The following is a 12,450-nucleotide window of genomic DNA, read 5'->3' on the forward strand; positions in this document are numbered from 1 at the left end:
TGACGCCGGAGTGGTGAAACTGGTAGACGCAGAGGACTCAAAATCCTCCGGGGGCAACTCCGTGTCGGTTCGATTCCGACCTCCGGCACCAGATAACATAAGGGGGTGGCGCCTGTTTCGGCCAGCCCCTTTTTAATGAAGAGGACCATGACACAACATCCCCGCATGCTCCGTATTGCCGACCATCTCTATCTGGTCCGTGCCCCGGCCAAGGGCCGTTTCCCCTTCTGTCACGGGTTTCTTTTTTGTGGCGGGGGCCAGACCCTGATGATCGACGCCGGTCTGGGGCCGGAGCTGACTCAGGAGATTGACCGGTTGTGCCGTATCGACATTCTGGTGATTTCTCACTCCCATCCGGACCATATTCTAAACTGGCACCTGCTGGAAGACAGGACTCTGCTGCTGCCCCGGCAGACGCCGGACTCGGTGACCGACCTTGACCGTTTGGGGGTGCGTTACACCGGCACACCGGAGCGGGGGGCCCACTGGGTCAATGCCATCGGCAGGCCCCTGGGGCTGCGGCCGTTTCGCAAACCGGACGGCCGGTTTGACAACGGTCACATATTTGCCCTGGGACCGGCCCGTATCGAGGCCATTCACGCGCCGGGCCATCTGGATGATCATTACTGTTTTTTTGATCACGGGTCCGGCACTCTGATCACCACGGACATCGATTTTTCCGGCTTCGGCCCCTGGTACGGCAACCCGGAAGGCGCCATAAAACCCTTTCAGGAAAGCATTCGGCGGCTGATGGAGCTGCCCTACCGGCGGGTCTGCGCCTCCCACCGGCTGCCCCACGAAGGCGACGCCACCCAACTGTTTGAAGGGTTTCTGGACGGCTTTGAGCGTCAGAAACAGACAGTGTTCGCGCTGCTGGGAAAAGAGGGGAAAACCCTGGAAGAAATGGTGGCGCATTCGCCTTTTTACAAGAACCGGTTTCCCGACCGGATCATTCAGCACACCTTTGAGGAGCAGATGATCGCTAAACTCCTGGCCCTGCTGGAAGAAGAGGGCCGGGTGATACAGGACCACGGCCGGTTTATGCCGGCGGCGTAGTCGTCCGGTTTTGTTCTCCCGGCAAAAACCTGAATAATTGGATTGAGGAGCAGGGATGGAAGGTGATAAGGTGGCAGGCCTGTATGTTTTGAAAGGATGAGTCTGTTTTGTTTTTGATTTACACGTTATATGTTCAGGTTGGCCCATGGAGACGATGACCACCGGGGACAAAAAGATATTTGCCGCTATTTTTGTCTCCATATTCGGTGCGGTCATGGGCGTGGGCATCGTTGTTCCGCTGCTGCCGGTCTATGCGCAGAACCTGGGGGCCAGTGGTTTTTACATCGGCCTTATTTTTGCCGCGTTTTCCCTGTCCCGCACCTTTCTGCTGCCCCTTTTCGGTTCGCTGTCCGACCGGACCGGGCGCAAGCCCTACATCACCATCGGGCTCTTTGGCTACGCCCTGGTTTCCGTGGCCTTCATCTATTCGGATACAGTGGGCGGGCTGATCTGGCTGCGATTCCTGCAGGGAATTGCCTCGGCCATGATCATGCCAGTGGCCCAGGCCTATATCGGTGACATCACGCCGAAAAACAGGGAAGGGTTTACCATGGGGCTTTTCAACCTCTCCATGTTTACCAGCCTGAGCATCGGCCCCCTGCTGGGCGGCGTCATAAACGACCTGGCCGGTCTGGACGCGGCCTTTGCCGGCATGGGAGTGCTCTCCCTGGCGGCGTGTCTGGCAAGCCTTTTTCTGCTGCCCCCGGTGCGGGAGGAACACGTCATGACCCGGGGCAGCGTTCCGGCGAAATGGTCACTGCTGCTGACGGACCGTTTTTTATACGGTCTTTTCTGTCTGCGGTTTGTGTATGTGTTTTGCATCGGCACCATCTGGTGTTTTCTGCCGGTGTTTGCCAGCAGCATCGGCCTGTCCAGCTCCCGGATAGGGGTGCTGATCATGCTGGGGGTGTTTGTCAGCGGGCTTTTGCAGATGCCCATGGGCATGCTGGCCGACCGGACGGATCAGAAAAGAATGGCGATCTGCGGCGGCCTGATGACCGCAGGCGCCATGGTGGTCTATACTTGGGCCGTTGATTTCTGGGGACTGTTTGCCGCCAGCGTTGCCTTCGGCATCGGCGGCGGCGTGGCCATGCCGCCCCTGATGGCCATGGCCGTGGTCAAAGGTGGAGAGACAAGGGCCATGGGATCGGTTATGTCCCTTCTCACCGTTGCCCACAGCATGGGCATGCTGTTCGGCGCCGCCATCGGCGGTGTGGCCATGGACTTTTTCTCCCTTCGCCAGGCGTTTCCCTTTGCCGGCCTGATCATGGTGGCGGGGGTTGTGATTTTTGCGGTTTGTACATATAGTAAGCGGTGCGAGGTGGACGCGGACACTCCGTCCGTGGCTCGTATAACAGGGCCTCACGACGGTATCTGAGAAGAGCCGTTGCGCTTGTACCATGGGAACGGCGACACCGGCCCGGTTCGGCAGCACCACTACAACCGACAACCGTCCATGACAGGCAGCGCGGACGAATGAAACCCACAGCCATCGACAGATATATCATGGCCGAACTGGTGCCGGTTTTCGGTGTCAGCCTGGCCGTGTTTACCCTGGTTTTTCTGACCCACCAGCTTCTGGATATCACCAATTTCATCGTCAACTACGGGACCGGGCTCGGCGTGGTGATGCTGATGCTGGTCTATTCCACGCCTTATTTTCTTGTTTATGTAATTCCCATCTCCACCATGATGGCCGTGTTGCTGACCTTTTTGCGCATGTCCGGAGACAATGAGATCGTTGCTCTCAAGTCGAGCGGTGTCAGCCTCTACCGGCTATTCTACCCGGTGATGGGGTTCTGTGTGGCGGCCTGCCTGCTGACCCTGCTGATGACCCTGTGGGGCCTGCCCAGGGGCAAGGTGGCCTTCAAACAGCTGGCCTACACGGTGGTCACGTCCAATCCCAACCTGGGGATTGTCGACCGGGAGTTCAACACCCTGTTTAACGGCATCACCCTGTATGTCGGCCAGTTTGATAAGAAGCAGCGGGTGCTGTCGGACGTGTTCATTGAAGACCAGCGGAGTGCCGGCAAGCCGGTGACCATCTGTGCGCCTTCCGGCACCCTTGACGTGGACATGGTCGGACAGGTGGTCCGGCTCTCTCTTGCAGACGGCAGAATGTACCAGGTCGACCTGCGGGATCGGTCGTCCCGGGTGATCCGGTTTGAGACCTATGATATCCACCTTGACCTGGAGCGTGCCGGACAGGTGGCTTCCACTGCCGCCAGAAGTGAAAAAGAGATGTCCCTTGCCGAGCTATTCGACCATATTCAAAAGGCGGGTGCGGCGGGCCTTCCACGGGGATCGGCCCGTATGGAGCTTCACAAGAAGTTTTCCATTCCCTTTGCCTGCGTGGTGCTGGGCCTTCTTGCCGTACCCCTGGGGGTACAGGCCAGGGGACGGAAGACCTCCTCCGGCATTGGCCTGGCCCTTGTTTTTTTTCTTCTTTACTACCTGGTGCTCTCCGGTGGTGAGATTCTGGGAGAGTCCGGTTTCCTCCATCCGGCCCTGGCCATGTGGCTGCCCGACATGGTGATGGGAGGCCTCGGACTTTTTCTTTATGCGGAAGCGGCAAAGGACCGGAACCTGAGGACGTTTTTCGAGATGCTGCAAGTGCGCTTTCGGGCCGGTGCGCGGGGAGAGGCGGCATGACGATCCTGTCCCGATATATTATTGCTGAGATTCTCAAGGCGCTGGCCGTTGTCATGGCCGTGGTGATCGTCATCTACGTGGCCGTCGATTTTTTTGAAAAGATCGACGATTTTCTCGGGGCGGGGGTACCGCTTTCCCGCATGGCTGTTTTTTTTCTGTTCAAGATTCCGCTGATTGTTGTTCAGACAGCACCGGTGGGTGTGCTGATCGCCTCCCTGGTGGTTTTCGGTCTCATGAACCGGCGGAACGAGGTGACAGCCCTGAAAAGCAGCGGCATCGGCCCGGCATCACTTTTTAAACCGGCGGCTGTCGTGGGCGTGGGGTGCTGTGTGCTGCTGCTTATCGTTTCAGAGATCGTTGTTCCCCGTACCATCAGCCGGGCCAATTACATCTGGCTGCAGCAGGTCCGGCAGAAGACCTCCAGTGTCGACCAGAAGAATAACATATGGCTGAAAGACGACCGGACCATTGTACACATTCGGCACTATCAGCCGCGGGAGAAAAAAGCGTTTGATGTGGTCCTCCACGATCTGGATGAAGGTTTCCGGGTGACCCGGCGCATCGATGCAGCCCGGGGCCTCTATGATGGAGGCCAGTGGACCCTGCGCAATGTGCTGGACCAGCAGTTTGACGTCGCCGGGAACGTTCAGCTTGTCGAATTCAGGGAGCGGCTGAAGATCGAGCTGGACCTGCTTCCCGAAGACCTGGACCGGGCTGCGGAAAGTGCCGACGAGATGGGGTTTGTCCAGCTGCTTGACAGAATTCGGCAGGTCGAACGGCAGGGGTACAGCGTGGTTTCTCACCGGGTGGACCTTCATGCCAAGCTCTCGTTTCCCTTTGTCTGCCTGCTGATGGGCCTGATTGGCGCGGCCCTCGGCATCATGGGCAGAACCCGGGGCGGCATCACCGCCAACGCCGCTTATGGCGTGGGGGCCTCCTTTGTGTACTGGATATTTCACAGCTTCTGCATCTCCCTGGGATATGGCGGCATGCTGCCGCCGTTGATCGCGGCATGGTCGGCCAACCTGGTGTTCGGGGGAGCAACGGCCGCGGTGATCCTTGTCGCCCGGCGATAAAGCCGTTACAGGTGCCTGAATGAAATGGTGTTACAACCTGGTACTGATGGTGCTTTTTGTGGTGGCCGGCCCCCCGGCCCTGGTGGCTTCCCTGTTTTCGAAAAAGCGCAGGACCACGGTTTTCAAACGGCTGGGGTTTCAGGAGATTCCCGATCACCGGCGACTGGAGAAAGATCGCCCGGTCTGGGTTCATGCCCTGTCCGTGGGAGAGGTGCTTTCCGCCGTTGAATTGACGGCCCGGTTAAAAGCGGCTTTCCCCGGCCGGCCAGTCTTTTTTTCGGCAACCACCCGGACCGGCATCGACACAGCCCGGAATCGTTTGGCCGGCATCGCTGATGAGGTTTTTTGTTTTTGCTATGATCTTCCTTTTTCCGTGGCGCGCATGGTCAATCGGATCAATCCCGGCCTGGTGGTGGTGGTGGAATCCGATATCTGGCCCAACTTTCTCTGGACCCTTGAGAAGCGGCACGTTCCTGTCGTTCTGGCCAATGGCCGGCTGTCAGAGAAAAGTTTTGCCGGGTATCGCCGGTTTTCATGTGTCATGGGCCCGGTGTTGAACACGTTTTCCGCCATCTGTGCTCAGACACGGCAGGATGCCGACCGCTTTGCCGCCCTTGGCGTTGCCGGAGAAAAAACAGTGGTGACGGGCAGCATCAAGTTTGACCGGCAAGCGCCCTCTTTGTCCAGTGACCAGCGCATTGATCTTCGCCACCGCCTGGGCATTGCACCTGATGCCCGCATCCTGGTGGCCGGCAGCACGCATCCCGGCGAAGAAGAAGGTCTGGCCAGCGCCCTGGCTGGTGTGTGGAAAGCGTTTAAACACCTGGTGCTGGTGGTCGCGCCCCGCGACCCGGCCCGGTCCGGCGACGTGGCCGCAATATTCGGCGGTCCGGACGCCGGGGCCTTTACCCTGACCGGGGTGGGGCAGGCGGACAGACCCGGCCCGGTTCGGGTGGTGGTGATTGACCGTATCGGCCTGCTTAACGATCTGTATGCTGTTGCGGACATCGCGGTTATCGGCGGGAGCTTTTTAAACCTGAGGGGGCACAATCCCCTGGAACCGGCGGCCTGCAGTGTTCCGGTCCTGTTCGGCCCTCACATGGAGGACTTTGCCGAAATCGTCCGGCTGCTGATCGACGACGGCGGCGCCCTTCAGGTAAAGGATGTGGAGACACTGGGACCTGTTATCACCGGCCTGCTGACCGACCGGGACCAGCGCCGCCAGATGGGCCGGGCCGCCTTTCAAGTATTTGAAGCCAACCGGGGCGCCCTGGACAGGGTAATGACCGTGTGCCATATAGCGGAGAAAAACCCGCCGCCAGCCAGACCTGTTACCGGCGGCGGGACTCTTTTAATGCCGCTTTCCTTTCTGTACGGCGGAGCCGCGCGCTTGCGGCGCGGCCTGTACACGAAAGGTTTCATTCGACCCCGGCAGCTGCCCTGCCTGGTGATATCGGTGGGCAACATCACCGTGGGCGGCACCGGCAAGACCCCCATGACCATCTATCTCGCCAAACTGCTGGTCCGAATGGGGCGGGCCCCCATGATCGTCAGCCGGGGATACCGGGGCACTGCCTCGGTAACCGGTGGCCTGGTGAGTGATCACACCGGTGTGCGCATGAATGTGGGCCAAGCCGGGGATGAACCTTTTATGATGGCCCATGCCCTGCCCGGTGTGCCCGTGGTGGTGGGGAAAAAGAGGTACCGGGCCGCCACCGCCGCCATGGCGGACCTTCCCACGGACGTGGTGATTCTGGATGACGGGTTTCAGCACTTTCAACTGGCCCGGAACCTGGATATTCTACTGCTGGACAGCACCCGGCCTGTGGGTAACGGAAAACTTCTGCCCGCCGGACCTCTGCGGGAACCCCTGTCCTGTCTGGCCCATGCCCATGCGTTTGTTTTTACCCGGTCGGATCCGGCTGCTGATTTGCGGCCGGATTCGGCCATCTTACCTTATTTGAAGGAAAAGCCTGTTTTTCGGGCCTTTCACCGGCCGGTGCTGGACGGGTGGGTCAGGGCCGGGGACGAAGCGATGGCCCCGGCCCAATCGGCTGATGTCACGCTATTAAAGAACTTGCCGGTATTTGTATTCTGCGGACTTGCGCAAAACAGCGGGTTTTTAAAAAGCGTTCGGCAGACAGGCGCCCGGGTGACGGGCCACCTGTTTTTTCGGGACCACCATGCCTACACGGACGAGGACCTTTCCGTTATCTCCGGCCGTGCCTTGGCATCCGGGGTAAAAACAGTTGTCACCAGCAAAAAGGATTACGTAAAATTTTCCGGTCGGGTGGGCCTTTTAGGAGTTGATCTGGCGGTGCTGGGCGTGGAGATTGATTTCGGCCCGGACCGGGGGGGGGTTGAATCCTTTGTGGCCGCGTCGTTGCGGGACAAATGAAGGAGTATATCCCTGGCGTTGACACTCTGAAGCGTTTCGGGTATTTTGCCGGCATCCGATGATACAGGAAGGCTGGAGCAGGAAGAATGGAAGCAGGGCGGACAAAGCGGGATATGGTGCTGATGGTATTACACGGCGCGGAGGCGGGGAGATGAAGGTGGCCCTGCTGGGAACCTGCCGGCTGTTACCGGTGCGACGACATTTTGACTGTACCGGTTTTGACCAGGACATCTCCTATGTTCACTCAACAAAAGAAATTCTCCAGCTGCTTTCGTTTATCACAAAACGGATTGAGATTCCGGACGCGGTTAACCGTTTCTGCTTTCGGACTTCGATCCTGAACCGCCGGCCGGTGCCTCATTCTCAGAAGTTTGTTGATCAATTTAACGCCGCCGATCTGTTTGTGGTGGAGATCTGCGCGCAGAAGAAATACATGTTTGAAGAATATGTCATGCATCACCTGGCCGTGGATCAGCGGCTTCACTACTACCGGGACACGCCGAAAGATATTCGGCAAAGGACCGTGGCAGTTCACCAGGACAGTGACGAAATCGACGAAGACATCGACGAGATTGTGCGACTGGTGCATCCCAGAAGAGTGTTGGTGGTGTCTCATTTCAACGCCATGGTCAACATGGCCCCACATTCGGCAATCGGTGCCGTCGGAAAAGCACGGCAACTGTTTGGCCGGTTGCTTCCTTTTGCTAAGGGGCGGGAGACTGTGCCTCAGGAGTTCACCACAATCAAAAAGAGGGCCGACCTGATCCAACTCCTTGGCCGTATCTCCGGGGAAAAGGACCTTCCTTTTTTTGATCCGACCGTCACGCTGAAGGACCACTCTCAGGAGAGCCTGTTGCAGGAAGAGGCCCCTGGCCTGCCTCCCGGTCATTACACCGACTTCGGCGCGGAAGTGGTGGGCCGCGTGATGGCCGGGGAGATCAACCGGATCATGGGGTGACAGGCCTTTATGTTTAAAGATGATTCTTTTCCCGGCAGAAGGCGCCCATGTCCGGCAGCCGCCGGGAAACATAAACTGCTGGAGCAGAAAGGGGTAACAACTTATGGCAAGTCGCACGCTGGCATTTCTTTCCGGCAACAGAGCAGCCCAGGGGCTTTTCGAGTATATAGTCAAGAGAACCCATAAATACATGGGAGTGGGCTCGGGAGATGATGTGCGCAACAGCGGAGAAAAAGCGGTGTTTCGGCGGATGCAGAAGCTGTTACCGCCGCCGTACCGCGTTTTTGATGTGGGTGCCAACGTTGGCCAGTTTTTGAAGGTGGCGCTGGCGAATATCCATGGGACAGAGTACCAGATTCACTGTTTTGAACCGTCTCCCCAGGCTTTTGCACTGCTTGAGGAGAGCGCTCGAGAATATGACACCGTTGTTCTCAACGCCGTGGGGCTTGGCAAGGCGCCTGGAGAAGCGACGCTTTATTCCAACCGGCCCGGTTCTCCGATTGCCTCTCTTACACGACGGCGACTGGACCATCTGAATATCGATTTTTCACAAACACAGACCGTTCGTATTGATACGCTGGACAATTACTGCGCAACCCGGCGAATCGACCGGATCGACCTGCTGAAAGTTGATGTGGAGGGCCATGAGCTGGATGTCTTCCAGGCCGGCGGGAAACAAACTTTTGAGAAACAAGCCGTTAAAATGGTTATTTTTGAGTTCGGCGGATGTAATATCGACACGCGGACTTTTGTTCAGGATTTCTTTTATTTTTTCAGACAGGCCGGTATGCGGCTTTTCCGTATCACACCATCGGGATATTTTTATCCAATTTCAAAGTATGACGAACAGCTCGAACAGTTCCGGACCACCAATTTTCTGGCGATACACAAATCGGTGCGGATGTGACGGAGGGAGGCCATGAAGTTTTTCCGATCAGCCGGGACATGGCTTGGCCCGGCATTCAGGACGGCAATTCATCCCCGCTTGTCCTGGACGGATCCCCATGAAACCACATGCAGGCACACAACAGGCAGCAGGCCGACAGCAGAATCTGATCTGTGATAAAAGAGTGACCAAAAAAGGCGGATACCATCATGCCGGTCAGCATCAGACAGTATGCGGGCTGTATCACGGAAAGTTTCAATGCCCGGCAATATAACGTCCAGATCAGTCGGCCGTAAATCAGAAAACCCACGAATCCCAGCAAGACCATCACCTCCAGGTATGCATTATGCGGGGAGGTGATGGCTATTCTTTTTAGTTTGAGAAATATCATGTCATCGCGGATACCGTGACCGAAGACGGGTGCGTCGGCAATAAACGACACGGCTCCCTGCCAGCAACCGGGTCGATGACCATAATTGATAAATGCATCCCCCATTCTTTTTATGAATAGATCGTTGGCCAGCAGCAGAACCGGCAGGGTCAGGACAATTGTAATGGCGAAAATCTTCATGGCCCGGTTCCAGTTTTTAAACCGGAGGAGAAAAAAAAGAAAGATGCCGAACGCCAGGCTCAACCATGCGGCACGTGAGCCTGAATAGAGTAGACAGAAAAAGAACATGCCCAGCAGCAGGCAGAGAAAAATAAATTTTACGACACCGGTTTTTATCAACCGGGCCGGACGGATAGTGCCGAGAATGGACAATGCGCCGATCATCATCAGGAAACCGAACAGGTTGGGGTTGTGGACCGCGGCAGTGAGCCGGTGACCGCCGAATATCAGCCGGTGTTTCAGGATGTCAATCCCGACAAAGTACTGGTAGATGCCGTTTACCCCTTGTATCCCCAGGGAGAGGAGCGCCGCGCAAAGAATAAAGGAGACGGAAATAAAATGCTTTCGGAGAAAGTAAAGCAGTGCGAAGTACAGCAACATATAACGGTAAAAAAACTGAATTTGTTTTTCCCATCCATACAGACCGGGGCGTCCCGCAAGGTTGGACAGTGTCATGGAAATAAAAAGCAGGAGGACAATCAGAAGAGCGGGTTTCTGGTCGGCCAGAATACCATAATCCCTATTCCGGATTAAGAGAAAACAGAAGAGGATCCCGATCAGACCGTTCGATATTTCGTATACAGAATCTTTGAAAGGCACAAACAGAATAAAGATCAAAACGATGATTTTTATCAGTGTGGGTATGTATTTACGGGGTATCGGCCCGGCAGTTACTTCCATGTTGTGGTTCCTATTTCAGTGTCGGTTTTCGGTTTAGCATTTTACGGTAACAGGCTTCCATGTGGGGCATCACCGTGTCCACGCCATAGTATGACGTAAACCGGTTAAGGGCGTTGTTCGCTCGCTTGATTGCGTCCTCCGGGTTTGCCAGAATCTCCTGAATACGGTCGGCCAGGGCCGATGAATCGCCTACGGGAAAGAAAAACGCTATGGTATCGTCCAGAATTTCCAGCGGCCCGGGCGCCATGGCGGCCACAATGATCCTGCCCTGGCTCATGGCCTCCAGCACCGCGATGCCGAACGATTCCCTTCGCGACGGCAGTACAAAGATGGATCCTTTGCGCAGAAAGGCGGCCACATCGCTGATCCACCCGGCAAAACGGATCTGGGTGTCCAGGTTGAGCTGCTTTACCATCCGTTCCAGGCGGGGCTTTTCCGGGCCGTCTCCGCCCAGTTCCAGTGGCAGCTCAACCCCCCGGTTTTTTAAAATTCCCAGGGCCTGGATCAGGATATCAAACCCCTTTTCCGGCGAAAACCGGCCCATGCCGACCATGCTGGGAGAAAACGGGTCAACGGCATCGACCGGCTTGATTCGTGAAAAATGGGGGATCACCGTTATCTGTTGCGGATCAACGGCGTTTTTTTCCAGATAGGCCTTCAGGTCCTCTGTGCCCGGGAAAAAATGATCGATATCTCTGTAGTACTTCAGTTTCGCGTAGTCGTGCATGTTGGCCACAATGGGCACGCCGCACCGTCTGCCCGCGGCCCCGCCTACCATGGATGCCCGGGCCATGTGGGTGTGAACGATGTGGGGCCGGAAGTCTTTGATAAGGGAGCGCAATCGTTGCCTTGCCACCGGGCTGTAATCCCATCTGACCTTTAATGGATGGATTCCAATTCCTGAATGCTTGAAGAGATGCCGGCCCTCGAATTCCGGATGGCAGACCGCCTGAATACGATGACCGGCGTCTGCCAGGGCAAGCGAAATGTCGATGCAGATCCGCTCGCCGCCGCCCATTCCCCTGGAAAGCATGACCTGCGTGATTCTCATTTGTTCAGGTTTCAATGTCATGGCGGTCAGATGATTTCAGATATCCATTCATAGGGTTCGGAAAAAGGCTGTTCGAACAGCAGATCCAGCATGAACCGGGTGACCCGTTGACAGTTGTAGGAGCGGTGGGTCCGGTCCCACCCGGCCGAGGCTATCTGTTTGCGCTCGTCGTCGTGGGTGTGAAAATAATTGGCCTTTTTCACCAGGTCGTCCAGGCCGTCAAAATAGACCACCTCGTTCTCACTGTAAACCTTTTCAAGACCCGGAACCCGGGGCGAAAAGGTCAGGATACCGCTGCCGGCCAGTTGGGTGATCCGGTTGGAGGTATAAAGATAGACATCATTGCGCCGGCTCAGGTTGAGCCCCATCTTTGCCCGGCTTAGCTTTTCGTAGAACTGGTGGTCCGTATAAAAAGGGTTGCCCAGTGCCCCCCAGAGTTCGCACCGCATGGTCTTTCCCAGCGCGGCTGTCATATTTTTTAAAAACGCCTGGCGTTCGGGCTCTTTACTGTCGCTACCGCCGAAAATAAAGTCGATGTCGAACCGTTCTTTTTCGTGGTTGGTGTTGATATCCACCGACGGGTCAGAGATGTTGGGCAGAAAGGCGATTCGGTTTTCCGGGGTTTTGAACTGGCGCAAAAGGTCTCCGCCGGTGGTGATGAACATGGCGTCCATGCAGCCCCGCCGCTTGATCAGATGCTGAATGCGATCGGTATGAAAAAGCGGATCGACATACCACAGTCCAATGCGAATATCCGGGTGTGTTGTTCTGATGTGGTTCAGGGTTTCCGCGGTGATCATTTCGCTGTGACCCAGTAGCAGCAGGTGGGGTTGCACCGCGTCTACCGTGAGGATCAGCAGCCGGTTCATTTTACCCTTCCCGATGCTGGTGGTTTTGAAGGGGTTTTCAGCCCGGCAGACGTCCCGGTAACTGAAGTCGTAAACAAAATGGCCCTCCCGGATCAGGCCGTTGGATATTTTTCGGTCCATGGAGTAGTACTCATGGCCGTATTTGAAGGTGTTGAATATGGCTGCGTGAACAATGCGCATGGTCGGTTCCCTTTTTAACCTTTTTTGAAGGTT

Annotated in this window: 10 protein-coding genes and 1 tRNA gene; 8 read left to right on the forward strand and 3 right to left on the reverse strand. The window is 56.5% G+C overall.

Annotation, left to right across the window (positions count from 1 at the left end):
• Positions 1–4 precede the first annotated feature (4 nt).
• The 8 genes from DOLE_RS07350 (at position 5) to DOLE_RS07385 (ending at position 9,047) form a co-directional block, all read left to right on the forward strand.
• Positions 5–91: transfer RNA gene (locus DOLE_RS07350), tRNA-Leu, on the forward strand.
• A gap of 56 nt (positions 92–147) precedes the next feature.
• Positions 148–1,056 (forward strand): MBL fold metallo-hydrolase, encoded by a 909-nt coding sequence (locus DOLE_RS07355; RefSeq protein WP_167320857.1) that lies wholly within the window; start codon positions 148–150, stop codon positions 1,054–1,056.
• Positions 1,057–1,201: 145 nt separating this feature from the next.
• The gene (locus DOLE_RS07360; protein WP_012174850.1) at positions 1,202–2,434 is read left to right on the forward strand and encodes an MFS transporter; all 1,233 of its coding nucleotides are present in this window, start codon (positions 1,202–1,204) and stop codon (positions 2,432–2,434) included.
• A gap of 98 nt (positions 2,435–2,532) precedes the next feature.
• Complete coding sequence (gene lptF / locus DOLE_RS07365) at positions 2,533–3,708, forward strand: LPS export ABC transporter permease LptF (RefSeq protein WP_012174851.1); 1,176 nt, start codon at positions 2,533–2,535, stop codon at positions 3,706–3,708.
• On the forward strand, positions 3,705–4,784 hold the full coding sequence (lptG, locus tag DOLE_RS07370) for an LPS export ABC transporter permease LptG (protein ID WP_012174852.1): 1,080 nt from the start codon (positions 3,705–3,707) through the stop codon (positions 4,782–4,784). The genes lptF and lptG overlap by 4 nt, the downstream gene beginning before the upstream one ends.
• 19 nt (positions 4,785–4,803) lie before the next feature.
• Positions 4,804–7,182, forward strand: a complete 2,379-nt coding sequence (lpxK, locus tag DOLE_RS17255; protein WP_012174853.1) for a tetraacyldisaccharide 4'-kinase — start codon at positions 4,804–4,806, stop codon at positions 7,180–7,182.
• A gap of 151 nt (positions 7,183–7,333) precedes the next feature.
• Positions 7,334–8,140, forward strand: a complete 807-nt coding sequence (locus tag DOLE_RS07380) for a hypothetical protein (RefSeq protein WP_012174854.1) — start codon at positions 7,334–7,336, stop codon at positions 8,138–8,140.
• Positions 8,141–8,243: 103 nt separating this feature from the next.
• Positions 8,244–9,047: an FkbM family methyltransferase gene (locus tag DOLE_RS07385; RefSeq protein WP_012174855.1), complete on the forward strand. Its 804-nt coding sequence runs from the start codon at positions 8,244–8,246 to the stop codon at positions 9,045–9,047.
• 55 nt (positions 9,048–9,102) lie between these two features.
• Here the strand turns inward: DOLE_RS07385 and DOLE_RS07390 are convergent, their stop codons facing one another.
• The 3 genes from DOLE_RS07390 to DOLE_RS07400 all read right to left on the reverse strand — a co-directional run bounded on the left by DOLE_RS07390 (position 9,103) and on the right by DOLE_RS07400 (position 12,417).
• Positions 9,103–10,017, reverse strand: coding sequence for an O-antigen ligase family protein (locus tag DOLE_RS07390; protein ID WP_167320858.1), 915 nt, complete (start codon positions 10,015–10,017; stop codon positions 9,103–9,105).
• A 310-nt stretch (positions 10,018–10,327) separates the two neighbouring features.
• On the reverse strand, positions 10,328–11,368 hold the full coding sequence (locus tag DOLE_RS07395) for a glycosyltransferase (RefSeq protein WP_167320859.1): 1,041 nt from the start codon (positions 11,366–11,368) through the stop codon (positions 10,328–10,330).
• A 26-nt stretch (positions 11,369–11,394) separates the two neighbouring features.
• Entirely contained in the window at positions 11,395–12,417 is a 1,023-nt protein-coding gene (locus DOLE_RS07400; RefSeq protein WP_012174858.1) for a glycosyltransferase family protein, read from the reverse strand.
• Between the last annotated feature and the right edge of the window lie 33 nt (positions 12,418–12,450).

Origin of the sequence: Desulfosudis oleivorans Hxd3, assembly GCF_000018405.1 — a bacterium.
GTDB classification, from domain to species: domain Bacteria; phylum Desulfobacterota; class Desulfobacteria; order Desulfobacterales; family Desulfosudaceae; genus Desulfosudis; species Desulfosudis oleivorans.